Origin of the sequence: Streptococcus sp. 9.1(2021) (assembly GCF_030466425.1) — a bacterium.
GTDB lineage: Bacteria > Bacillota > Bacilli > Lactobacillales > Streptococcaceae > Streptococcus > Streptococcus wuxiensis.
Genome location: NZ_JAGQFU010000001.1, coordinates 1064004 through 1088975, shown reverse-complemented (window position 1 = coordinate 1088975; position 24972 = coordinate 1064004). Strand labels below are relative to the sequence as shown.

Here is a 24972-nt window from a genome sequence, read left to right as displayed (position 1 = left end):
AATGGATACACAAAAAATTGAGACGGCTGTAAAAATGATTATCGAAGCGGTCGGTGAAGATGTTAACCGCGAAGGCTTGCAGGAAACTCCTGCACGTGTAGCTCGCATGTACCAGGAGATTTTTTCAGGACTTGGTCAAACTGCGGAGGAGCATTTGTCAAAATCCTTTGAAATTATTGATGACAATATGGTAGTAGAAAAGGATATCTTTTTCCATACCATGTGTGAGCATCACTTCTTGCCCTTTTATGGGAAAGCTCATATCGCCTACATTCCAGACGGACGTGTGGCAGGTTTGTCAAAGCTAGCTCGTACTGTGGAAGTTTATGCTAAAAAGCCACAGATTCAAGAACGCTTGAATATCGAAGTGGCAGATGCTTTGATGGACTATCTTGGTGCCAAAGGTGCTTTCGTTGTTATTGAAGCAGAGCATATGTGTATGAGCATGCGTGGTGTTCGAAAACCAGGAACTGCAACCTTGACAACAGTAGCTCGTGGAGTTTTTGAGACAGACAAAGATCTTCGAGATCAAGCATACCGTCTCATGGGGTTATAAAAATCGATTCAAACGATTTTTTCTAGAAAGGACTAGTTATGGATCAATTGCGCATTAAGGATTTGGAGATTTTTGCCTATCATGGTCTTTTCCCGAGTGAGAAGGAACTGGGCCAAAAATTTATCATTGATGCAAGCTTATCCTATGATATGACCAAGGCTGCTACGGACTTGGATTTGGAAGCTTCTGTCCATTATGGCGAGCTCTGTCAGCAATGGACGACTTGGTTTCAGGAAACCACTGAAGACTTGATTGAAACAGTAGCCCACAAACTAGTAGAGCGCACTTTTGAAACCTATCCAATAGTTCAAGACATTAAACTGGAACTCAAAAAACCATGGGCGCCTATTCATCTACCACTAGATACCTGTTCAGTAACTATCCATCGCCGCAAACAAAGAGCCTTTATTGCTCTAGGTAGCAATATGGGGGATAAGACGGCTAATATCGAACTAGCTCTTGACAAGATGCGTACTCGAGGGATTCGTATTCTCAAAGAATCTAGTGTGATTACAACTGAGCCTTGGGGTGGTGTCGAGCAAGATAGTTTTGCCAATCAGGTGGTTGAAGTAGAAACTTGGCTGCCGGCTCCAATCTTGTTAGAAACCTTGTTGGACATTGAGGCAGAAATGGGTCGGATTAGAGAAGTGCATTGGGGACCTCGTTTGATTGACTTGGACTTGCTCTTTGTAGAGGATCAAGTTATTTATACGGATGACCTCATCTTACCGCATCCTTATGTTGCTGAGCGACTCTTTGTCTTAGAGTCGCTGCAGGAAATTGCGCCTCATTTTATCCATCCAGTCTTAGGACAACCGATTCGTCACTTATATCGTCAATTGGAGAAAGAAAATGGGCAAGGTTTCTGAAACTTATAGTAAATGGAAAAGTATAGGGGAAGGTCTTGTAGCTATTGTCTTAGGCCTTCTCTTAGTTTGTTTTGGGCAGTTAGTTCCGATACTGGGTTACCAACTCCTGATGGCCTACTTTTTCTTGTCGGCAGTTTGGCAACTATTGACGCGATGGTTTCAAGAAAAGTCCCGTAGAGAAAATATATTTGTAACTCTAGCCAAGCTCTTTCTTGCAGTCATCCTATTTGATTCAGTCATCTTGCAGGACATCGCTCTCTATCTCTTGGTTATTATCATTGGGAGTTATCAGCTTTTTACAGGCCTAATCAGTCTGATTACCTGGTTGCTATACCGGAAAAATCATATTCGCCCAAGGGTCAATTACTTATTCGATGCTTTGTGGATGATGGGATTTGGTCTCTATAGTATCTCCCCTTTTCATGATGCAACAAATTTTGAGTTGCTCCTGCTTGGTTTTTACTTAATCATGTTGGGAGCGAGTAGTGTCAGGGATGGATTCTTTTTTGAAAAAGGGAGAAGTAATCCAAAGCTCAAGCGCAGAATGAGAATGACACTGCCTATATTTGTGACGGCTTTAATTCCTATTAGTACCTTACGAAGATGGAATGAAACCTTAGCTACCCATCAGACGGAAGAAAACGAAGTGCATTTGGAGAGAAAAAATGAAAAATCTGTTGACTTAGAAATTTTCATCCATACTTCAGAATCATCCTTCTTCTTGGCCATGGGCCATGTAGATATTTGCTACCAAGGTCAGGTTATTTCCTACGGTTCTTATGACCCTCACTCAGAGCGCTTGTTTGGGGCAATCGGTGACGGAGTATTATTTAAGGCTAATCGTGAAAAATATATTGAACTTTGTAAGAGAGAAAGCCAGAAAACCCTATTCGCCTATGGTTTAAGCCTGTCTGAACAACAGAAAAAAGCCATCGAAGAACGATTGAGAGAGATAGAAAGCCTCTTGATACCTTGGGAGCCAAGTTCACAACTGCTGAAAAGAAGGGAAGGAGAGGTCAAACATACCTACTCTTATCAACTGAAACACGAGGCTGATGCGACACTCTATAAGTTCACATCATCTAAATTTAAAACCTACTTTGTCCTCAGTACCAACTGTGTTCTGTTAGCAGATTCTATCGTTGGAGAAGCTGGGACAGATATCCTGAGCCCGCAAGGGTTTATCGTTCCTGGAACCTATCAGGATTATCTGGATTTAGAATTTAAAAAACCAGGTGGTATCGTGGTTAGTCGTTCTATTTATTAAAAAAAGAAAACTCTAGTCAGAAGGCTAGAGTTTTTAAAATAGGTCATTTTCTTCAGGTAGGAGGATGGTTTCCTTACCGTCCATATCCATAACAAGTACTTTCGGTGGGTACAATGGGTCAAAGGGATGATTAAAATCGAAGTCAATCGTAGTCGGTAGGTGCTCACTTGAAAAACGGAAGGTGATGGAGCCGTCACTGTTTAAGAGCTGAAATTCCAACTCATCTTCTAATTCAAAAACATGCTTTAAGAAATGATCAATAATGTACCAAATTGAGTCAATCACATCGTCTGGAAGATTTGTTACCACACCAAAGCTGGCACAACGTCTATGAGAATCCGTAAAAGCCATCCATGCCTCCTACTTAATTTTTTATTATCATACTGCAAACTGGCCTAAAAATCAAGAAAAGTAAACTAATTTACAAAAATATGATTATCGGTGAAATTTTTTCAAAGAAAGTTCAATTAATCCTTGAAAATGCTTACAATTAGTGGTAAACTAGTAGTGGTGTAAACATGAAAACAAAATTTTCAACATTAGAAAGGAAACGGTATGAACACAGATGATACAGTAACAATTTATGACGTTGCCCGAGAAGCAGGAGTTTCAATGGCAACTGTCAGTCGTGTAGTCAATGGCAACAAGAATGTCAAAGAAAACACTCGTAAGAAAGTTCTAGAGGTGATTGATCGCCTAGACTATCGTCCAAATGCAGTAGCTCGTGGCTTGGCAAGCAAACGAACAACAACTGTTGGGGTTGTCATTCCAGATATCACTAACACGTATTTTGCTGCGCTAGCAAAAGGGATTGATGATATTGCAGAGATGTACAAATATAACATCGTCCTTGCGAATAGTGATGAGGATGATGAAAAAGAAGTGGCAGTAGTGAATACACTCTTTTCAAAACAAGTTGATGGTATTATCTTTATGGGCTATCACTTAACAGAGAAAATTCGCTCAGAGTTTTCACGTTCACGTACCCCTGTAGTTCTTGCAGGAACAGTGGATGTAGAACACCAGCTTCCAAGTGTTAATATTGACTATAAGAATGCTACTGCGGATGCTGTTCGCCATTTGTTGAAGCGTAACAAAAAAATTGCCTTTGTGAGTGGCCCGTTGGTAGATGATATTAACGGTAAAATTCGCTTGGTTGGCTACAAAGAAGCTTTGAAAGCAGCAGGAGTCAACTATAGTGAAGGACTTGTATTTGAATCTAAATATCGCTATGATGATGGTTATGCTCTGGCAGAGCGCTTAGTTTCTTCAAAAGCAACTGCAGCGATTGTGACTGGTGATGAATTGGCAGCTGGTCTCTTGAACGGCTTGGCTGATCATGGAGTTTCAGTACCAGAAGACTTTGAAATCATTACGAGTGATGATTCTCAAATCGCACGCTTTACTCGACCAAGCCTTACAACTATCGCACAACCCTTGTATGATTTAGGTGCGATTAGTATGCGTATGTTGACTAAAATTATGCATAAAGAGGAATTAGAAGAACGTGAAGTCCTCCTACCTCACGGTTTGACAGAACGCAAATCAACTCGCAAAAAGTAATAAAAAAACCAGGGATCTAGCTGATTTCCTGGTTTTTTATTATCCTTCCATATAAGCTTGGAGCTCATCGCCCTTAAGTCCAGCATTGATTGCGATAAGAAGCTTCAGTCGTGCTTTTTGAGCGTTAAGTTCTTTTACAAAATATACACCATCATTCTGAAGACAAACACCACCGCCTTCGTAGGCGTAAACAGGTTCTGCAATCCCATTGAAACAACGTGAGACTAGTGCAATAGGAAGTCCTGCTTGACTGAGAGATTTTAATTTTTCAGCTGTTTCCTTTGGTACATTTCCAGCGCCAAAAGCCTGAATAATCAATCCATCTAGTTGGTCAACAGGAAGTAAATCGAGAAGTTCATCGGTCATGCCCGCATAAACAGGGATAATAGGGACCAGCCCTTGAATGCTCTCAAGGTCAAAACGAACACGAGGTTCAGCCGTTTTGAAGTAGAGAATTTCCTGCTTCATAATGAGCCCGAGTGGTCCATGAGTTGGTGTTTGAAAGGTACTAACGTTAGTAGTATGCGTTTTTGTGACATATTTGGCGGCGTGAATTTCATCGTTCATAACGACCAACACACCCTTATCTGCAGCCTTGTCATCACTGGCCACTCGTAAGGCGCTAAGATAGTTGTAGACCCCATCACTTCCCAGTTCATTGGAAGATCTCATGGCACCTGTCAGGACGATAGGTATATGAGGTACCTCCATGGTGTCGAGGAAATAAGCCGTTTCTTCTAAAGTATCAGTACCGTGTGTAATGACAACACCATCATAGGACGATGCCTCTTGTTTAATCTTTTTGTAGAGGGCTAACATATGCTTAGGCTTGATGTGTGGGCTGGGCAAATTTAAAAAATCCAAGGAATGGACTTCGATACCTTCGAGAGGATTAGAGATATGATTCATAGGGTTATCAGCACTAGTCCTTACAGCTCCAGACTCATCTGCCTGCATGGAAATAGTGCCACCGGTATGTAAAACAAGGATTTTCTTAGTCATGATTCACTCACTTTTTCTGAAATGTGGTATAATCATTGTATCATAAAAGAAAGGAATGAGATAGAATGGAAGTCAAAGCTGTGTTTTTTGATATTGATGGAACGCTTGTAAATGATAGTAAGAGTGTTTTGAAGTCCACAAAGGAAGCTATCAAGATTGTGAAAGAACAAGGAGTACTTGTTGGGGTAGCAACAGGGCGAGGACCTTTTTTTGTTAAGGATTTGATGGATGATTTGGATCTGGATTTTGCAGTGACCTACAATGGCCAATATATCTTTAACAAAGATCGAGTTCTTTTTGCTAGCCCTATTGATAAGAGAAGCCTCAGACAAATCATCTCTTATGCCAAGAAAAATCGAAAAGAGATTGCCATGGGAACGCGACAAGACGTTGTCGGTTCTCGGATTATGTCCTTTGGGCTCAGTCCTCTTTCACAACTCGTCAGTCGATTTGTACCTAAATTTTTGACTCGTACTGTTAGTCATTCCTTTAATCGTATGGTCAGTAAGGCCCTTCCTCAGAAGGAAGATGATTTGTTGGACTTAATCAATCAACCAATCTATCAGGTGCTTATGTTGATGACGCCTGAGGAGACAAACCATGCTGCTGAAGAATTAAACAATCTGAAGTTTACCAGAAGTAATCCATTCGCGGCCGATATTATCAATCAAGGAAATTCTAAGTTAGAGGGTATCCGTCGTGTCGGGAAAGAGTATGGTTTTGATCTCAACCAAGTCATGGCTTTTGGAGACTCGGATAATGACTTGGAAATGTTGGCAGGCGTTGGAATGTCTGTTGCCATGGGAAATGGTAGTAGCAGCGTAAAAGAAGTTGCCAAGCATATTACTGCCAGCAACCAAAACGATGGGATTCACAAGGCTTTGGAATATTTTGGAGTTTTGTCTTCTGAAAAAGTCTTTGTCAGTCGTGACTATCATTTCAACAAGGTTAAAACCTTCCATCATATGATGGATGAGCGAACTCAAGAAGAGCCTATAGCTTGGGACTTGCAAGGGGCAACCCACCGTGCAGGCTTTAAGATTGAAGAGTTAGTTGAGTTTGTCCATGCTGCCAGCAATTCTGAAGAGGAATTTCAACAAGCTGTACAAGATTTACATCAGGCACTTGATGTATCAGCAGATAAAGTTTCTCAAAAAATACCGGCTAAAAGTACTTTGGTTGGACAAGTCGATGCCTTGATTGATACTCTCTATTTTACGTATGGTAGTTTTGTACTGATGGGAGTAGATCCAGAGCGGATATTTGAGATTGTCCATCAAGCAAACATGGGTAAAATATTCCCAGATGGCAAGGCACAGTTTGATCCTGTGACTCACAAGATACTTAAACCAGAAGGCTGGGAGGAGAAGTTTGCTCCAGAACCAGCTATCAAGAAGGAACTTGAGCGTCAGATTAGAGCTTATGAACGTCATAAAGAAAGAGAAAATAGAATGAGTTAGAAGCTCCAAGATGAAAAATTAAAATACCTATTGGATTTATTCAATAGGTATTTTTGTTCATATTAGATTTTGGAGCTAGTTTACACGACTTTTTTCATTAGATGTTACATCTTTTACAGCTTCGACACCTTCACTTGCTTTTTCTTTAGCAGTTGATACACCACTACTGAAACCAGTTTTAACTTTTTCAAATTGTTCGGATGCAAATTCACCTGTTGACTCTGCTGCGTCAGTTACTCTATCTTGAAGACTCACTGAGTCTGCTTCAAATTGTTCTTTTGTTTTGATATCAACAACGTTCACGTTTACTTCAACAACTTCAAGATTTGTCATTTGTGAAACTTCAGAAGTGACAACTTCTTTAATTTTGTTGTATAGTTCAGGAACGTTAATTTTGTATTCTACAACAACATTCAAATCGACAGCAACTTGTGTTTTACCGACTTCAACATTAACTCCGCGAGTAACATTATCTGTGTTAATAATTTTTTCAGTTAAATTAGAGAAAAATCCTCCATCAACGTCCAAAAGACCAGGTACTTTTTCTAATGCTAGACCAATAATTTTTTGGATAACCTTATTTTCATAAGTAAGGCTTCCTTTTACTTCATGAGTAGTAGCAGTAGATTCATTTTTTTCTGTAGAAACGTTTTTTTCCAAGTTTGACATATGCGACTCCTTATTATTTATTTATATAGTTTTTTTGGATATATAATCCAATTACAATTCCTAAAGCTCCGAAAATCAAAACAAATAGTGTTTTGAAGAAACCAAAGGAAATAATTAAACAAGCTAGAATAATACCTATTAAGCCTGATAAAATTGGATACTGATACTTTTTAAGTAATTCCATCTTTTCACTTCCTTAATCTACACGACTTGTAGTTTTTTTGTGTTGAGTTGGAGGTTGATAGTTTTTAACCAAAACTTCAAGTTTTACCTCACGGTCAAGACCAAAAAACTGCTTTAATCCTTGAGTTATTTCATTTTGAATTGACTGGCACTTAGTAGAGACGTTGTCTGATGTAATTATTCTACCTTCCACGTAAACAAAACATTTATTTCTTCTGACATTTACACGGATAGTTGGATTTTTAATCAACTCATAATCATCAACAACACATCTAACGAACCCTTCAATAGCTGAATCTTTTAGTTTAAGCTTATCATCTTTAGTACCTAATTGAATATCCAGATATTGCTTAGGATAAAATAGTATAACTAGGATTGATGATAAAACTAATACTGATAGGATTAATGTCCCCCAAAAGATGTATTTAGAAATGAATGTAGCAAAACTCCATTCTCTCCAGCTAAACAATTGAATGCCTAGATCACTTGCTTTTTGGTAATCAACCAAGATGGGGAGGAAGACTGTCAAGATAAGAATGCAGAAAATAAGTAAAAGTATTTTCTTTGTTTTTGACATATACAATCCTTTCGAATTAAACTCATAGATTATTGTAACAGTTTAGGGAGGTGTACAACAATCTATCATCTTCAAGATAGAAGAATACGGAATTAGTAACTTTGAAAAGTGCTACTATGATAGATGAGGTTAGCTAATTTAGTTAACGAAGGCTCATATTCCCGAGGGATTGTTAATAGAGAACTAGGAAAATGGAGTAAGTAGTTTCAAAACAAAATGTATGATACCCTTAGACGTAAGAATGCCAAGTCGTCTATAACAAGTGGCAAAATAATGAGTCTCCTTTTCTAAACTATGATTACATTCTCAGTTGCTTTTAGTATACCACTCTTTGAAACCGCTGTCAATTTTCGAATATCCTCTCCTTTACTTTACAGATTAGTTTAGGATTTTTTGACGAATATAGTCCTTGCTGTATAAAAGGCTATCACTAATAAAAAGCAAGGTCGGGATTTTCCCGACCTCTTTTTTTCTCATTATAAAGTTTTATCCTTGTCTCGAACGACGAGAAGGTCAACGCTTGTATGGCGAAGGATATATTCAGATGAAGAGCCGACAAGTAAACGTTCGAAGGCGTTAAGTCCTGTTGCTCCAACCAAAATCAAATCAACATGTTCTTGATCAGGGATTGTTTTAGCCAAAAGAGTTTTAGGATTTCCCATTTCGATGACAACTTGAATATCTTTAAGACCAGCGTCTCTTGCACGCTTTTCATATTCTGCCATCAACTCTTGTGCCTCGACTTGTAACTCTTCGTAAACTTCTGCATCGAATGTTGAAATGCTTTGAAGAGCACGAGTATCGATTACATGCGCAATGGTTAATTTAGCCTGGTTACGTAATGCTGACTGAACTCCTTTGATAAAAGCCAAATCAGCTTCTTTAGAACCGTCGACTGCTACCATGATGTTTTCGTAACGTTGTGTCATAGCAAAAACCTCCTCATTTCTTATCACCTTCATTGTAATCCTTTTCACTAAAAAAGTAAAGTAAAACATGATAGCAAAAATGCTTTTGACTTTGGTTTTGAGAGTGTTATAATTAAAGGAGAGAAGGCAAGAGGGGATCATATGACAAAAATTGCGGTACTTTCAGATATCCATGGAAATACAAGAGCACTGGAAGCTGTTTTAGCAGATGCAGAGAAGGCAGGCGCTGAGGAATATTGGCTTTTGGGAGATATTCTCATGCCTGGGACAGGACGAAAAAATATTCTCAGACGATTAGAGGAATTGCCGATTACGATTCGAGTTCTGGGGAATTGGGAAGAGAGTTTATGGCGGGCTGCTCATCGAAAATTAGATACAAGTAGACCTAGCCATCGCTACCTCTTGCGCCAATGTCAGTATATTATGGAAGAAATTAGTATAGATGATATTGAAGCTCTACAGGCATTTCCCATGCACACACACCGCCAGTTTGGAAATCTGAAGGTAGGGATAAGCCATCATTTGCCGGATAAAAATTGGGGAAGAGAACTGATCCATCTTGGCAAGCAGGAGGATTTTGACCGTTTGGTAACCAATCCTGACTGTGATATTGCGATTTATGGGCATATTCACCAGCAATTTCTTCGCTATGGGAGCGAGGGACAACTCATTTTAAATCCAGGTTCAATTGGGCAACCCTTCTTTTTATCAGCAAGTCTACGTGAGGATTTGCGGGCGCAATATATGATTTTGGATTTTGATGACCAAGGCTTGAAGGATATAGATTTTCGTCGTGTTGATTACGATGTTGAGTCAGAATTACAATTGGCTAGAGATTTGAAATTGCCCTATTATGAGGTATACTATGAAAGCTTAGTCAATGGAATTCACCATACTCATAATCAGGACTTGTTGCACGAAATTGCTCAGAGTCAAGGACATGATGTTGAATTGGACGACTGGCTTAGTCGTAACTCTTGACATTACAACTCTAGGAGATATAATAAATATAAGAGAAGAATGAGCTTTGTTAATAATAAAGGAGGACTGCATGCAAATTTCAAACCGATTTACCATTGCGACACATATGTTGGTAATTATTGCCCTAAAAGGGAAGGAAAGCAAGGTGACTAGTGATTTTCTAGCTAGTAGTGTTGGAGTCAATCCTGTTATTATCCGAAAAACTTTGTCCCAACTGAAAAAAGCAGACTTGATTTCCGTCGCGCGTGGAACTGGAGGGGCAGAGATTATCAAAAATCTTGAGGGTATTAGTCTTTTGGATATTTATCAAGCGGTGGAATGCCTTGGAAAGACTGGACAACTCTTTAGTTTCCATGATAATCCTAATCCTGACTGTCCAGTAGGAGCCAATATCCATGGGGTTTTAGATGAAAAGTTAGATAAAATTCAAGAAGCCATGGAAGAAGAATTAAGCCAAACTAGTCTGGCCCGAGTAGTGGCGGATGCAGAAGCAAGAATAAAAGAATAAATTTTAAAATAAGGTACACCTGAATTGCTAAGCTGAAAAGCTTGGTTGTTTAGGTGCTTTTTTCGTAATTAAATATGCTGGGTGTTAGCTGAAGTAGCCTGAGAATTTAGCCAGGAATGTGGTTAGATTAGCAAGAGAAAAACTAAAAATCGTGTTATAATAAATGAATAGAATCGTAAGAAAGAGTGGATGAATTTTGATTATTCCGACTTATAATTGGCAATTTGCACCTCAAGTTGAGGATGCGGATTTTACAAAAATCGCCAAGAAAGCTGGGCTAGGGCCTGAAGCTGCTCGTCTATTATTTAGCCGTGGTATTAAGGATGAAGATAGTTTGTCTCGTTTTTTGGCACCAAGTCTAGATGATTTACACGATCCCTATCTTCTCCACGATATGGACAAGGCAGTGAATCGTATTCGTCGTGCTATAGAGCAGGGTGAATTTATTCTCGTTTATGGAGACTACGATGCAGATGGGATGACATCAGCTTCTATCTTTAAAGAAACATTAGAACAATTAGGAGCCGAGTGTTTAGTCTATCTTCCTAATCGTTTTACAGATGGTTATGGTCCTAATGCCAGTGTCTACAAGTACTTCATTGAGCAACAAGGGATATCCTTGATTGTAACCGTAGATAATGGAGTTGCAGGGCATGAAGCTATTGACTTGGCTCAATCTATGGGAGTAGATGTTATTGTAACGGATCACCATTCTCTACCAGAGGTCTTACCAGATGCTCATGCAATCGTTCATCCGGAGCATCCTGAATCAGACTATCCTTTTAAACATTTGGCGGGTTGTGGAGTCGCTTTTAAACTAGCTTGTGCACTCTTGGAAGAGGTGCAGGTTGAATTACTAGACTTGGTTGCTATTGGGACAATTGCCGATATGGTCAGCTTGACGGATGAAAATCGTATTATGGTTCAATATGGTCTAGAAGTTTTGCGCAATACCCAAAGACTAGGCCTCCAAGAACTATTTGAAATTGCAGGGATTTCTAGTAGTGACCTTACAGAAGAGACAGTTGGTTTTCAACTAGCTCCTCGTTTGAATGCGCTAGGACGCTTGGATGACCCCAATCCAGCTATTGACTTACTAACTGGCTTTGATGATGAAGAGGTGCGTGAGATTGCCCTCATGATTCAAGATAAAAATGAAGAACGTAAGGAAATCGTTCAAGCCATTTATGAAGAAGCTAGAAGTTTGGTAGACCCTAACAAAAGTGTTCAAGTTTTAGCCAAAGAAGGTTGGAATCCAGGAGTGCTTGGGATTGTAGCTGGTCGCTTATTGGAAGAATTAGGACAGACAGTTATTGTTCTGAATATTGAAGATGGCCGTGCCAAGGGGAGTGCTCGAAGTATTGAAGCAGTCGATATCTTTGAAGCCTTGAATCCGCATCGGGAACTTTTTATCGCCTTTGGTGGGCATGCAGGCGCTGCAGGTATGACACTTGAAGTGGAACAGCTAGACGCCTTATCGGAAATTTTAGAAACCTATGTAAAAGACAAAGGGATAGATGCCAAGGGCAAGAATACATTATATCTAGATGAAGAATTAGATTTGGAAAGCCTAAGTTTAGAGACGGTTAAAAGCTTTGAACGATTAGCTCCTTTTGGAATGGATAACCAAAAACCTGTTTTTTATATTCGAGATTTTCAAGTTGAAAATGCTCGTTCTATGGGAGCGAGCGATAGACATCTGAAATTGAAGATTTCTAAAGGGAACGCGAGTTTTGAGGTAGTAGCTTTTGGTCAAGGATCAAAGGCTACAGAATTTTCTCAGGTAAAACAACTGGAATTGGCAGTTACCCTTTCTGTTAACCAATGGAATGGGCAAACAACCCTCCAGTTGATGATGGTAGATGCCCGTGTGGACGGTGTTCAACTTTTTAACATCCGTAGTAAGAGTGTAGAGATACCAGAGGGAGTACCTGTCCTAGATTTTACCAGTGCTTTGCCAGAAATGCTTTCTAGCCCAGCAATCGTTGTAAAAAATATTCCCGAGGATCTCAGTCTTCTCAAACAAGTGTTGCAAGAACAGGATTTCTCTGCTATTTACTTTAAAAATGATATCGCTAAAGCATACTATTTGACAGGTTATGGTACAAGAGAGCAATTCGCTAAGCTTTACAAGACAATCTACCAGTTCCCGGAATTTGATATTCGTTATAAGCTCAAGGACTTATCAGCTTATTTGAAGATAGAACAGATCTTGCTAGTCAAAATGATTCAGATTTTTGAAGAACTTGGTTTTGTCACCATTGAAAATGGTGTGATGAGGGTTAATAAAGATGCGGCTAAACGGGATATTGCTGAAAGTCAGATTTATCAAAATCTCAAGCAAACTGTTAAAGACCAAGAAATGATGGCACTAGGTACAGTACAGGAAATATATGATTTCTTGATGAAAAAATAAATACAAAGAGGCTGAAGTAACCTATTTCAGTCTCTTTTTGTAAGTGATTTTTAACTTTATGTAGTAAAAGTATACAGATTTGTAACATGACTACAACATAAATCTAAAACAACTGACATGTAAATCAGGTATGATTCTCTTATCAACATAAAAATTAAAAATTATCAATAAAATTTTAGGAGAAAATTGTTATGAAAAAAACAGTTGCTAAACTGACTCTTGGTTTAACATCTACAGCTATTTTGGCTACAGTTGGTGCTCAGACTGTTAGCGCAGACTCTTACGTTGTTCAAGATGGTGATTCATTTTTTGGTATTGCTGCTGCAAGTGGTATGGATCCTTATGTGTTGGCGGCAAATAATGGAAAAAGCATTTTTGACACCATCCACCCAGGTGATGTGCTAGAAGTGAGTGGTCTAACTCAAGCTAGCTATTCATACAATGCTCCGGCTTATGAAGCAACTAGTACTGTGAATGGGGTAGCAACTGCTGATGTTGTCGTAAATACTCCTACAAACTACGGAAACTCATATCCTGTTGGTCAGTGTACATGGGGCGTGAAAGAAATGGCTCCTTGGGCTAGCAACTGGTGGGGAAATGCCAACACTTGGGCAATCTATGCTAGTGCACAAGGTTTTAGGACAGGAACTGTGCCTGTAGTAGGCGCAATCGCCGTTTGGGACGGTGGTGAATATGGACACGTTGCTTATGTGACAGATGTACAAAGTGAAAATTCTATCCAGGTATTGGAAGCAAACTATGATGGTAGTGGTACTCAACCAATCGGAAATTACCGTGGATGGTTTAATCCAACAGCTTCAAAAGGTACTGTAAGATACATTTATCCAAACTAAAAATAAAAAAAGATTTAGAATTTCTAAATCTTTTTTTATTTCTGAGTAACTTCCTTTATCAGTGGTGAATGAACTCTAGCTAAAATCCTATCTTCATTTTGAAAATTAGTAAAAAAATGGTATAATGAGAGGAAAAGATTCGGATAAAAGTAAATTGAACTTTTAAAAAAAGAGAGTTGTGAAAACTCTACAAACACGTTATAGTAATGCTTCGGAGGGAAAATGACCAATATTAAATTAACAACTTTGGGCGGTGTTCGTGAAAACGGGAAGAACATGTACATCGCAGAAATTAACGACTCTATCTTCGTTTTAGACGCAGGCTTGAAATATCCTGAAAATGAACAGTTGGGTGTCGATGTCGTTATTCCAAATATGGAATATCTATTTGAAAACAGCGACCGTATTGCAGGAGTCTTTTTAACGCACGGACATGCGGATGCGATTGGAGCACTTCCTTATCTCTTGTCAGAAGTGAAAGTTCCTGTTTTTGGTTCAGAGTTGACAATTGAGCTTGCTAAGCTTTTTGTTAAAGGAAATGATAGTGCTAAAAAATTCGATGATTTCCATGTTATTGATGAAAATACAGAAATCGACTTTGGCGGTACGGAGGTTTCCTTCTTCCGCACAACTCACTCTATCCCAGAGAGTCTGGGTGTCGTTTTGAAAACATCTGAAGGAAGTATCGTTTATACAGGGGACTTCAAATTTGACCAAACGGCTAGCGAATCATATGCAACTGACTTTGGTCGTTTAGCAGAAATTGGTCGCGAAGGAGTTTTAGCTCTTCTAAGCGACTCAGCAAACGCAGACAGTAATATTCAAGTAGCTAGCGAAAGTGAAGTTGGTGATGAAATTACACAAACCATTTCTGACTGGGATGGACGTATCATTGTAGCTGCTGTTGCAAGTAACCTTTCTCGCATTCAGCAAGTCTTTGATGCTGCTGCAGAGACAGGACGTCGTGTTGTTTTGACTGGATTTGATATTGAAAATATCGTTCGTACAGCTATTCGCTTGAAAAAATTGTCATTGGCTAACGAAAGTCTCTTGATTAAACCTAAAGATATGTCTCGTTTTGAAGACCACGAGTTAATCATCCTTGAAACCGGTCGTATGGGTGAACCAATTAATGGACTCCGTAAAATGTCAATCGGTCGTCACCGCTATGTTGAAATCAAGGATGGAGACTTGGTTTATATCGTTACAACGCCATCAATCGCTAAAGAAGCTGTTATGGCACGTGTAGAAAATATGGTCTACCAAGCAGGTGGTGTCGTTAAACCGATCACTCAAAGCTTGCGTGTATCAGGACATGGGAATGCGCGTGATCTGCAATTGATGATTAATCTTTTGCAACCTCAGTATCTCTTCCCAATCCAGGGTGAATACCGTGAGTTGGACGCTCATGCCAAGGCTGCTATGGCTGTTGGGTTGTTGCCAGAACGCATTTTTATCCCGAAAAAGGGCACAACCATGTCTTATGAACATGGGGACTTTGTCCCGTCTGGTGCAGTTGCTGCAGGTGATGTCTTGATTGACGGAAATGCCATTGGGGATGTTGGTAATGTTGTTCTTCGTGACCGTAAGGTCTTGTCAGAAGATGGTATTTTCATCGTGGCTATCACTGTTAACCGTCGCGAGAAGAAAATCATTGCCAAAGCACGAGTGCATACACGTGGCTTTGTCTACCTCAAGAAGAGTCGAGATATTCTGCGCGAAAGTACAGAGTTGGTGAACCAAACAGTTGAAGACTATCTCCAAGGGGAGGACTTTGACTGGGCTGATCTTAAAGGTAAGGTTCGTGACAATTTGGCTAAATTCCTTTTTGAACAAACGAAACGTCGTCCAGCCATTTTACCAGTAGTCATGGAAGCAAAATAAGGATTAAATAGCAAGAGAGAAAGTCGAGTTTCGGCTTTTTCTTATCTCAAACGAATAAGGAGCAAGTTATGGCAGTAATGAAGATTGAGTACTACTCAGAAATTTTAGATATGGAGTGGGGTGTGAATGTTCTCTACCCCGATGCGTCTCGAGTTGAGGAGCCAGATTCAACAGATATCCCTGTTCTTTATCTCCTTCACGGGATGTCAGGAAATCATAATAGCTGGCTCAAGCGAACCAATGTGGAGCGCTTGCTACGTGGGACCAATCTGATAGTTGTCATGCCAAATACAAACAACGGCTGGTATACAGATACTCAGTATGGCTATAACTACTACACAGCTCTAGCAGAAGAATTGCCTAAGGTGCTCAAACGCTTCTTCCCCAATATGACCAACGAGCGAGATAAAACCTTCATTGCTGGTTTATCAATGGGTGGCTACGGTTCCTTTAAGTTAGCACTGTCAACTGACCGTTTTTCTCATGCGGCTAGCTTTTCTGGAGCGCTTAGCTTCGAGGAGTTTTCTCCTGAGAGTCAAGATTTAGGAACGCGTGCCTACTGGCGAGGTGTTTTTGGCAAAGTTAATGATTGGGTGAATAGCCCTTACTCGCTTGAGACCCTTGCCAAAAAGTCAGATAAGGAGACCAAGCTCTGGGTTTGGTGTGGCGAACAAGATTATCTCTATTCTGCCAATAATCTAGCAGTTAAAAATCTTAAGAAACTTGGTTTCGATGTGACCTATAGCCATAGTGCAGGAACCCATGAGTGGTATTATTGGGAAAAGCAATTGGAACGTTTTTTAACTACCTTGCCAATCGATTTTGTTTTGGAAGAACGTTTGTCTTAATTTTAGCATTCTTTCAGTTTGTTTTAGTAGAATTAAGAATCTATCTTTAGAATGGGAATCCATGGCTTAAAGGTGGATTCTTATTTTTTTAGAAAGGTGGGCAATTATGGGCTGGATTATTCGTGTGTTATGTCGGTTTTTACTAGGGATTTTGCGTATATTTTGGCGCCTTGTATGGACGCTTATCTTCTTAATTCTCATCACTTTTGGGATTCTCTGGTATGTGACAGGTAATTTACCTGCTACTTTAAATCAAGTTAGCAAAGTGGTTCAAGTCGGCCAAGCAGGTTGGCAGCAATGGCAAGAAACTGGCAAGTTGCAAGGTTTGTCTCAGACAGATCATCATCAAGATTCAGGAGCAAAATGGTCAAAGGCGCAAGCAACTATCTATATTGATCCTCAAATGGATGCCACTTTCCAAAAAGCCTACCTTGAAGCTATTGCTAACTGGAACCAGACAGGGGCTTTTAACTTTGAGCTTGTAACAGAAGCGGACCAGGCCGATATTTTCGCTACCGAAATGAATGATGGTTCGACAGCTGTAGCAGGTGAGGCGGAAAGTCAGACAAATATCCTAACCAAACAATTCATTTCAGTGACCGTTCGCTTGAATCATTATTATTTATCCAATCCAAACTATGGCTATAGCGATGCTCGCATTTTGCATACAGCAGAGCATGAACTAGGTCATGCGATTGGTTTGGAGCATACTAATGAAGTTTCAGTGATGCAGCCAGCAGGTTCTTATTATGGTATTCAGGCTCAAGATGTTCAAGCAGTTCAAGAACTTTATGAGTCTGGAGAATAAGTGATTTTCAAACGAAAAATAGAGCTCCCTGATGTAAGCAATGAGGGGAGCTTTTTGCTATAATGGAACTATGGATAACTTGATTAAATCAAAACTAGAGCTCTTGCCGACTAGCCCTGGTTGTTACATTCACAAAGATAAAAACGGCACTATCATTTATGTAGGAAAGGCTAAAAATCTGCGCAATCGGGTGCGGTCCTACTTCCGTGGGAGCCATGATACCAAGACAGAAGCCATGGTATCTGAGGTTGTGGATTTTGAGTTTATTGTCACGGAGTCTAATATTGAGGCCCTTCTTTTAGAGATTAATCTCATCAAGGAAAACAAGCCTAAGTACAATATTATGCTCAAGGATGATAAGTCCTACCCTTTCATCAAAATCACCAATGAGCGCTATCCTCGCTTGATTATCACCCGTCAGGTCAAGAAGGATGGGGGATTATACTTTGGTCCTTATCCAGACGTTGGTGCGGCTAATGAAATCAAACGGCTATTGGATCGGATTTTCCCATTTCGTAAGTGTACCAATCCTCCTTCCAAGGTTTGTTTTTATTACCATATCGGCCAGTGTATGGCTCATACGGTTTGTCAAAAGGATGAAGCCTATTTCAAATCTATGGCGCAAGAAGTCTCTGATTTTCTCAAGGGACAAGACGATAAAATCATTGATGAACTTAAGGAGAAGATGGCTGTGGCGGTCCAAAGTATGGAGTTTGAACGTGCAGCGGAATACCGTGATTTGATTCAGGCCATTGGGACTCTGCGGACCAAACAGCGGGTCATGGCCAAGGATTTGCAGAACCGGGATGTATTTGGTTACTACGTGGATAAGGGTTGGATGTGTGTCCAGGTTTTCTTTGTCCGTCAGGGTAAATTGATTGAACGCGATGTCAATCTCTTCCCTTACTACAACGATCCAGACGAGGATTTCTTGACCTATGTAGGACAGTTTTATCAAGAAAAATCTCATCTGGTTCCCAATGAGATTTTGATTCCTCAGGATATTGATGAAGAAGCCGTTAAGGCCTTGGTGGATACCAAAATTCTCAAACCCCAACGAGGGGAGAAGAAGCAACTGGTTAATCTGGCTATCAAAAACGCTCGTGTTAGTTTAGAGCAGAAGTTTAATCTGTTGGAAAAATCAGTTGAAAAGACTCAAGGAGCTATTGAAAATCTTGGGCGACTTCTACAAATTCCAACTCCAGTCCGTATCGAGTCTTTTGACAACTCTAATATTATGGGGACTAGTCCAGTCTCTGCTATGGTTGTTTTTGTCAACGGAAAACCGAGTAAGAAGGATTACCGCAAGTATAAAATCAAGACTGTGGTCGGACCAGATGACTATGCAAGTATGCGAGAGGTTATTCGTAGACGTTATGGACGGGTCCAGCGTGACGGTTTGACACCGCCAGATCTAATCGTTATCGATGGTGGTCAGGGACAGGTTAACATTGCTAAGCAGGTTATTCAAGAAGAGTTGGGCTTAGACATTCCCATCGCAGGACTTCAAAAGAATGACAAGCACCAAACCCATGAATTACTTTTTGGAGATCCGCTTGAGGTGGTAGAGTTGTCTCGCAATTCTCAGGAATTTTTCCTCTTGCAACGCATTCAGGATGAGGTGCACCGCTTTGCCATTACATTCCACCGTCAACTTCGTTCTAAAAATTCCTTCTCCTCTCAATTGGATGGAATTGAAGGCTTAGGCCCCAAACGCAAGCAGAATTTGATGAAGTATTTCAAATCTCTGACAAAAATCAAGGAAGCTAGCGTGGACGAAATTGTTGCAGTTGGTATACCAAGAGCAGTGGCAGAGGCAGTTCATCGACACTTAAATCTAGAAGAAGACTCAGCGCTAGCCCAAGTAGCTGAGAAACCTCTTGGATACAAGGAATAAAGTAGCAATGGAATGTTTTGGTTTTAGTGGGTGCAAGCTAGTCGGATTTGTGGTAAAATAGATAAGATATGACAAAAGAATTTCATCATGTAACGGTCATGCTCCATGAGACCATTGATATGCTAGATGTAAAACCTGGTGGTATTTACGTTGATGCGACCTTGGGAGGAGCAGGACACAGCGAGTATTTATTAAGTAAGTTAAGTGAGAAGGGGCATTTATATGCCTTTGACCAGGACCAAAACGCTATTGATAATGCACAAAAACGTTTGGCGCCTTACATTGAAAAGGGCATGGTCACCTTCATCAAGGATAATTTCCGTCATTTGAAGGACCGCTTACATGACTTAGGTGTGACTGAAATTGATGGAATTTGTTATGATTTAGGTGTGTCAAGCCCGCAGTTAGATCAGCGTGAACGTGGTTTTTCCTATAAGAAGGATGCACCACTGGATATGCGCATGAATCAGGAAGCTAGTTTGACCGCTTATGAAGTCGTTAATCACTACGACTACCATGATTTGGTAAGAATCTTTTTCAAATATGGAGAAGACAAGTTTTCCAAACAGATTGCTCGAAAAATTGAACAGGCGCGTGAACAGAAACCGATTGAGACCACGACAGAATTGGCAGAGATTATCAAATCTGCCAAACCGGCAAAGGAGCTCAAGAAAAAAGGCCACCCAGCCAAACAAATTTTCCAAGCTATCCGTATAGAGGTCAATGATGAACTGGGTGCTGCAGATGAATCAATCCAGCAGGCTATGGATATGCTGGCTCTAGATGGCAGAATATCAGTGATTACCTTCCATTCACTGGAGGACCGCTTGACCAAACAGTTATTTAAGGAAGCTTCGACGGTAGAGGTTCCAAAAGGCTTACCATTCATCCCGGATGATCTCAAGCCTAAAATGGAATTAGTCTCTCGCAAACCGATTCTACCAAGCAAGGAGGAGTTGGAAGCCAATAATCGTTCCCACTCAGCCAAGCTACGAGTAGCTCGAAAAATTCACAAGTAAGGGGATAAAATGGTAGAAAAAAGAGAAACGACGAGCCAATTACTGCAAGCTCGTATCAAGAGATTTTCACGTGTTGAAAAGGCCTTTTACCTTTCAATTGCCATTACAGCCCTTGTCTTAGCCATCAGTGTGGTCTATATGCAAACCAAGCTTTTACAAGTCCAGAGTGAACTAACGACTGTTAATGCTCAAATTGAAGAAAAGAAAACGGAGTTGGATGATGCTAAGCAAGAAGTCAATGAATTGATCCGTTCAGAACGACTGTCAGGGATTGCGGATTCGCAAGAACTGCAACTAAACAATGAAAATATCCGATCGGCGGAGTAGTATATGAAAACCTGGAAAGAAAAAATAGTACACTTTGCCATTAAGAATCGCAAATCTCCCCTTGAAAACCGCAGACGAGTTGGGAAGAGCCTTAGTCTCTTAGCCGTCTTTCTCTTTGCTGTTTTTTTGGTTAACTTTGCGGTGATTATTGGTACGGGGAAGAAGTTTGGCGTTGACCTGGTCAAAGAAGCTAGTAAGGTTCACCAAACAACTCTGACAGTTCCTGCTAAGAGGGGGACCATTTATGATCGTAATGGAACGCCGATTGCAGAAGATGCAACCTCCTACAATGTTTATGCGGTCATTGATAAGGATTATAAGTCAGCTAATGGAGATGTTCTATATGTAGAAGAATCTCAGTACAATAAGGTAGCCGAAATTTTCCATAAGTACTTGGATATGGAGGAGACCTACGTCAAGGATCAACTCTCTCAACCAAATCTCAAACAGGTTTCCTTTGGTGCTAAAGGAAATGGAATTACCTACGCTAATATGATGTCCATTAAACAGGACTTAGAAGCTGCGAAGGTTGAGGGTGTTAATTTTACGACTAGTCCAAATCGAAGTTATCCAAATGGGAAATTTGCCTCATCCTTTATTGGTTTAGCACAGTTACATGAAAATGAAGATGGGACAAAAAGTCTCATTGGTACATCTGGTATGGAGCGCTCCTTAAATAGCTTGCTGGCAGGGACAGATGGTATTATTACATACGAAAAAGACCGTCTAGGTAATATTGTTCCTGGTACAGAACAAGTCACCCAACAGACCGTAAACGGGAAAGACGTCTATACGACCCTATCTAGTCCTTTGCAGTCCTTTATGGAAAGTCAAATGGATGCCTTCCAAGAAAAACTAAAAGGCAAGTATATGACTGCGACCTTGGTTAGTGCCAAGACGGGAGAGATTCTCGCTACAACTCAAAGACCAACCTTTGATGCTGATACCAAAGAAGGGATTACAGAGGACTTTGTCTGGCGTGATATCCTTTACCAAAGTAACTATGAACCAGGTTCAACCATGAAGGTGATTACTTTAGCTTCAGCAATTGACAATAATACCTTCCCTGGAGGAGAATATTTCAACAGTAGCGAATTGAAGGTAGCTGATGCGACTATCAGAGACTGGGATGTTAATGATGGTTTATCAGCAGGAAGTATAATGACATACTCTCAAGGTTTTGCTCACTCAAGTAATGTGGGTATGACCTTGCTCCAACAAAAGATGGGGGATGCTACTTGGTTAGAATACCTCAATCGATTTAAGTTTGGAGTTCCAACCCGTTTTGGTATGAGTGATGAGTATGCTGGTCAGTTACCTGAAGATAATGTTGTTAATATTGCCATGAGTGCTTTTGGTCAAGGGATTTCTGTTACTCAGACCCAGATGCTTCGTGCTTTTACAGCAATTGCAAATGATGGGGTTATGCTTGAACCGAAGTTTATTAGTGCCCTCTATGATCCAAATGATCAGACTGTTCGTAAATCACAAAGGGAGATTGTAGGGAATCCTGTTTCTAAAGAAGCGGCTAGTTTGACTCGTGAGAATATGATTTTGGTTGGTACGGATCCTATCTATGGAACCATGTATAATCGTAATGATAATAAACCAGTAATTACTGTTCCTGGTCAGAATGTTTCTGTCAAATCTGGAACAGCTCAAATTGCCGATGAGCAAAACGGAGGATATTTAGTTGGGAAAACCAATTATATCTTTTCTGTAGTAACCATGCATCCTTCTGAAAATCCTGATTTTATTCTTTACGTAACAGTTCAACAGCCAGAACACTTTTCTAACCCTTGGTTTGGAGAATTTGCTAATCCTATTCTTGAACGAGCTTCTGCCATGAAAGAATCTCTTAATCTTCAGTCTACAGCTAAAAATCTGGATCAAGTTACAACAACAACTAGTTATGCAATGCCAGCGACCAAGGACTATAGTCCGGGAGATATGGCAGAGGAACTGAGACGCAATCTTGTTCAACCAATCGTTATCGGTTCAGGAACAAAAATCAAGGACAGTTCAGTGGCAGAAGGAACCAATCTAGACGCTAATGAGCAAATCTTACTCCTTTCAGACAAGGTAGAAGAGATGCCTGACTTATATGGCTGGTCTAAGAAAAATGTTGAAACCTTTGCCAAATGGTTGAATCTTGAAGTTGAATTTGAAGGTACAGGAGAAATTGTTAAAAAACAAAGTGTTCGTTCTAATACAGCTTTAAAAGATTTACAGAAAATAAAAATAACATTAGGAGATTAGAATGCTAGTTTCTATCTTTCCTGGGATCCTTACTTTTGTTCTTACAGTGGTAGGAATTCCAGCTTTTATCCGTTTTTACCGTAAAGCACAAATTACTGGTCAACAGATGCATGAGGATGTTAAACAGCACCAAGCAAAAGCTGGGACGCCAACAATGGGAGGAATAGTCTTCCTCGTAACAAGTGTTTTAGTTAGTTTAGTTCTTGCACTTTTGACTAATCAACTAACCAACAATGTCGGAATGATCCTCTTTATTCTCGTTTTGTATGGTTTGGTTGGCTTCTTAGATGATTTCCTCAAGGTTTTTCGTAAAATCAATGAAGGGCTCAATCCTAAACAAAAGCTCTTGCTTCAATTAGTAGGAGGAGTTATCTTCTATCTCTTTTATGAAAGAGGAGGGGATGTCTTAAATGTATTTGGTTATCCATTGCACTTAGGCGTTCTTTACATTTTCTTTGCTCTCTTCTGGTTGGTTGGTTTTTCAAATGCTGTTAACTTGACTGACGGAATTGATGGCTTGGCAAGTATCTCAGTAGTGATTAGCCTATCTGCCTATGGAGTCATTGCTTATGTACAAAACCAATTGGATATTCTCCTAGTGATTCTTGCTATGATTGGTGGTCTTCTTGGTTTCTTTGTCTTTAACCATAAGCCTGCTAAAGTTTTTATGGGAGATGTCGGAAGTCTTGCTCTTGGAGGGATGTTGGCCGCTATTTCTATGGCACTGCACCAAGAATGGACGCTACTCCTGATTGGTATAGTGTATGTTTTTGAAACAACATCTGTCATGATGCAAGTTACCTACTTTAAGTTGTCTGGCGGGAAACGTATCTTTCGAATGACACCAGTTCATCACCATTTTGAGTTGGGTGGATTTTCTGGTAAAGGTCAAGCATGGAGTGAGTGGAAAGTCGATTTCTTCTTTTGGGGAGTGGGCTTGCTTGCTAGTCTCGTCACCTTGGCTTTCATGTATTTATTCTAAAATAGAATATTGGAATATAAAAGAGAAGGATTTATACCCTTCTCTTTTTAGTTCCTATTTTCTTCAGTTGAGGAATCCTTTTCTCAAAAAAGTAAAATTATGATAAAATGGAAAAAAAGAAAGATGAAATGATGAGTTATTTTAAAAAGTATAGATTTGATAAATCTAAGTTTAAGTTGGGGATGCGCACCTTTAAAACAGGAATCGCTGTTTTTTTGGTCCTCATGATTTTTGGTTTTTTTGGATGGAAGGGACTTCAGATTGGAGCTCTTACAGCCGTTTTTAGCTTGAGAGAAGACTTTGATAAGAGTGTCCATTTTGGGACATCTCGTATCTTAGGGAATAGTATCGGTGGTTTTTATGCGCTGATTTTCTTTCTCTTGAATAACTTTTTTCATGGAGCCTTTTGGGTAACTCTCCTTGTGGTTCCGATATGTACCATGTTAACCATCATGACAAATGTTGCCATGAACAATAAGTCAGGGGTCATTGGGGGAGTTGCAGCCATGCTGATTATTACCCTATCAATTCCGAGCGGAGAGACTGTTTTGTACGTGTTTGCTCGAGTTTTTGAGACTTTTATGGGAGTTTTTGTAGCAATTCTAGTAAATTATGATATTGATCGCTTGCGGAGTCTCATACAGAAAAAATAAAATAATGTCACAAGATATGACATTAACAATTGACGATTGATTTTTTTTAGACTATAATAGACAGAAAGAAGAGGAAGTGCACATGAAGGAAAAAGAATTTCGTCGCAATATGGCAGTTTTCCCCATTGGTAGTGTTATGAAGCTGACCGATCTTTCGGCGCGTCAAATTCGTTATTATGAAGATCAGGAGTTGATAAAACCTGATCGAAACGAAGGCAATCGCCGGATGTATTCTTTAAATGATATGGATCGGTTGCTTGAGATTAAGGATTATATCTCTGAAGGTCTGAACATTGCTGCTATCAAGAAAAAATATGCCGAACGTGAGGCGAAAGCTAAAAAACCAGTCAGTCAAACTGAGGTGCGTCGGGCCCTTCGGAATGAGGTTCTTCAACAAAGTCGCTTTGCTTCTCAACAATCACCTTTTGGTCGCGGTTAGGCAACCGCAAGTCGTCATATAT

General features: G+C 40.0%; 25 protein-coding genes. 19 read left to right on the top strand and 6 right to left on the bottom strand.

The features are described from left to right. Position 1: 1 nt before the first annotated feature. The 3 genes from folE to KBU52_RS05280 are packed head-to-tail and all read left to right on the top strand — an operon-like array spanning position 2 to position 2692. Positions 2-556, top strand: coding sequence for a GTP cyclohydrolase I FolE (folE, locus tag KBU52_RS05290; RefSeq protein ID WP_045614600.1), 555 nt, complete (start codon positions 2-4; stop codon positions 554-556). Positions 557-594: 38 nt separating this feature from the next. Beyond that, positions 595-1425 carry a dihydroneopterin aldolase gene (gene folB / locus KBU52_RS05285; RefSeq protein WP_254724557.1) on the top strand — a complete coding sequence of 277 codons (831 nt, stop codon included), beginning with the start codon at positions 595-597 and terminating at the stop codon, positions 1423-1425. Next, positions 1409-2692 carry a DUF308 domain-containing protein gene (locus tag KBU52_RS05280; protein ID WP_254724556.1) on the top strand — a complete coding sequence of 428 codons (1284 nt, stop codon included), beginning with the start codon at positions 1409-1411 and terminating at the stop codon, positions 2690-2692. The genes folB and KBU52_RS05280 overlap by 17 nt, the downstream gene beginning before the upstream one ends. A gap of 33 nt (positions 2693-2725) precedes the next feature. Here the strand turns inward: KBU52_RS05280 and KBU52_RS05275 are convergent, their stop codons facing one another. After that, complete coding sequence (locus KBU52_RS05275) at positions 2726-3043, bottom strand: DUF960 domain-containing protein (RefSeq protein ID WP_254724555.1); 318 nt, start codon at positions 3041-3043, stop codon at positions 2726-2728. A 204-nt stretch (positions 3044-3247) separates the two neighbouring features. On the opposite strand from KBU52_RS05275, the gene ccpA reads away from it, so the two are divergent. Further along, positions 3248-4255: a catabolite control protein A gene (gene ccpA / locus KBU52_RS05270; protein ID WP_004251755.1), complete on the top strand. Its 1008-nt coding sequence runs from the start codon at positions 3248-3250 to the stop codon at positions 4253-4255. Between the two features lie 39 nt (positions 4256-4294). On the opposite strand, the gene KBU52_RS05265 is transcribed toward ccpA, so the two are convergent. Continuing rightward, positions 4295-5257, bottom strand: a complete 963-nt coding sequence (locus KBU52_RS05265) for an asparaginase (protein ID WP_254724554.1) — start codon at positions 5255-5257, stop codon at positions 4295-4297. A 65-nt stretch (positions 5258-5322) separates the two neighbouring features. Between KBU52_RS05265 and KBU52_RS05260 the strand changes: the two genes are divergently transcribed. After that, on the top strand, positions 5323-6717 hold the full coding sequence (locus KBU52_RS05260; protein WP_254724553.1) for a Cof-type HAD-IIB family hydrolase: 1395 nt from the start codon (positions 5323-5325) through the stop codon (positions 6715-6717). 75 nt (positions 6718-6792) lie between these two features. Here KBU52_RS05260 and KBU52_RS05255 read toward each other — a convergent pair whose 3' ends face one another. From KBU52_RS05255 to KBU52_RS05240, 4 genes are all read right to left on the bottom strand, one after another. Continuing rightward, on the bottom strand, positions 6793-7386 hold the full coding sequence (locus KBU52_RS05255; RefSeq protein WP_254724552.1) for an Asp23/Gls24 family envelope stress response protein: 594 nt from the start codon (positions 7384-7386) through the stop codon (positions 6793-6795). Between the two features lie 13 nt (positions 7387-7399). After that, positions 7400-7570, bottom strand: coding sequence for a DUF2273 domain-containing protein (locus KBU52_RS05250; protein WP_006144923.1), 171 nt, complete (start codon positions 7568-7570; stop codon positions 7400-7402). 12 nt (positions 7571-7582) lie between these two features. Further along, positions 7583-8146 carry an alkaline shock response membrane anchor protein AmaP gene (gene amaP, locus KBU52_RS05245; RefSeq protein WP_036754766.1) on the bottom strand — a complete coding sequence of 188 codons (564 nt, stop codon included), beginning with the start codon at positions 8144-8146 and terminating at the stop codon, positions 7583-7585. Positions 8147-8622: 476 nt separating this feature from the next. Beyond that, a complete protein-coding gene (locus tag KBU52_RS05240; protein WP_006155803.1) occupies positions 8623-9075 on the bottom strand; it encodes a universal stress protein in 453 nt (150 codons plus the stop codon). 141 nt (positions 9076-9216) lie between these two features. Here KBU52_RS05240 and KBU52_RS05235 point away from each other — a divergent pair, with 141 nt between their 5' ends. The 14 genes from KBU52_RS05235 (at position 9217) to glnR (ending at position 24950) form a co-directional block, all read left to right on the top strand. Then, positions 9217-10056, top strand: coding sequence for a metallophosphoesterase (locus KBU52_RS05235; protein ID WP_254724551.1), 840 nt, complete (start codon positions 9217-9219; stop codon positions 10054-10056). Positions 10057-10126: 70 nt separating this feature from the next. Then, positions 10127-10564, top strand: a complete 438-nt coding sequence (locus tag KBU52_RS05230) for an Rrf2 family transcriptional regulator (RefSeq protein ID WP_254724550.1) — start codon at positions 10127-10129, stop codon at positions 10562-10564. A gap of 196 nt (positions 10565-10760) precedes the next feature. Then, a complete protein-coding gene (gene recJ / locus KBU52_RS05225; protein WP_254724549.1) occupies positions 10761-12980 on the top strand; it encodes a single-stranded-DNA-specific exonuclease RecJ in 2220 nt (739 codons plus the stop codon). A 191-nt stretch (positions 12981-13171) separates the two neighbouring features. Then, positions 13172-13834, top strand: a complete 663-nt coding sequence (locus KBU52_RS05220) for a CHAP domain-containing protein (RefSeq protein WP_247921891.1) — start codon at positions 13172-13174, stop codon at positions 13832-13834. A 222-nt stretch (positions 13835-14056) separates the two neighbouring features. Continuing rightward, positions 14057-15718 (top strand): ribonuclease J, encoded by a 1662-nt coding sequence (locus tag KBU52_RS05215; protein WP_004251767.1) that lies wholly within the window; start codon positions 14057-14059, stop codon positions 15716-15718. 68 nt (positions 15719-15786) lie between these two features. Beyond that, positions 15787-16566: an alpha/beta hydrolase family protein gene (locus KBU52_RS05210; RefSeq protein ID WP_254724548.1), complete on the top strand. Its 780-nt coding sequence runs from the start codon at positions 15787-15789 to the stop codon at positions 16564-16566. A gap of 106 nt (positions 16567-16672) precedes the next feature. Then, positions 16673-17374 (top strand): M57 family metalloprotease, encoded by a 702-nt coding sequence (locus tag KBU52_RS05205; protein WP_254724547.1) that lies wholly within the window; start codon positions 16673-16675, stop codon positions 17372-17374. 70 nt (positions 17375-17444) lie between these two features. Beyond that, complete coding sequence (gene uvrC / locus KBU52_RS05200) at positions 17445-19271, top strand: excinuclease ABC subunit UvrC (RefSeq protein WP_254724546.1); 1827 nt, start codon at positions 17445-17447, stop codon at positions 19269-19271. 68 nt (positions 19272-19339) lie between these two features. Continuing rightward, entirely contained in the window at positions 19340-20290 is a 951-nt protein-coding gene (rsmH, locus tag KBU52_RS05195) for a 16S rRNA (cytosine(1402)-N(4))-methyltransferase RsmH (protein WP_254724545.1), read from the top strand. A gap of 9 nt (positions 20291-20299) precedes the next feature. Next, positions 20300-20617: a cell division protein FtsL gene (gene ftsL / locus KBU52_RS05190; protein WP_254724544.1), complete on the top strand. Its 318-nt coding sequence runs from the start codon at positions 20300-20302 to the stop codon at positions 20615-20617. A 3-nt stretch (positions 20618-20620) separates the two neighbouring features. After that, the gene (pbp2X, locus tag KBU52_RS05185) at positions 20621-22876 is read left to right on the top strand and encodes a penicillin-binding protein PBP2X (RefSeq protein WP_254724543.1); all 2256 of its coding nucleotides are present in this window, start codon (positions 20621-20623) and stop codon (positions 22874-22876) included. Between the two features lies 1 nt (position 22877). Next, positions 22878-23858 (top strand): phospho-N-acetylmuramoyl-pentapeptide-transferase, encoded by a 981-nt coding sequence (gene mraY, locus KBU52_RS05180; protein WP_254724542.1) that lies wholly within the window; start codon positions 22878-22880, stop codon positions 23856-23858. A gap of 131 nt (positions 23859-23989) precedes the next feature. After that, on the top strand, positions 23990-24511 hold the full coding sequence (locus KBU52_RS05175; protein ID WP_075568048.1) for an aromatic acid exporter family protein: 522 nt from the start codon (positions 23990-23992) through the stop codon (positions 24509-24511). A gap of 82 nt (positions 24512-24593) precedes the next feature. Continuing rightward, entirely contained in the window at positions 24594-24950 is a 357-nt protein-coding gene (gene glnR / locus KBU52_RS05170) for a transcriptional repressor GlnR (protein WP_000659542.1), read from the top strand. The last annotated feature ends 22 nt before the right edge of the window (positions 24951-24972 follow it).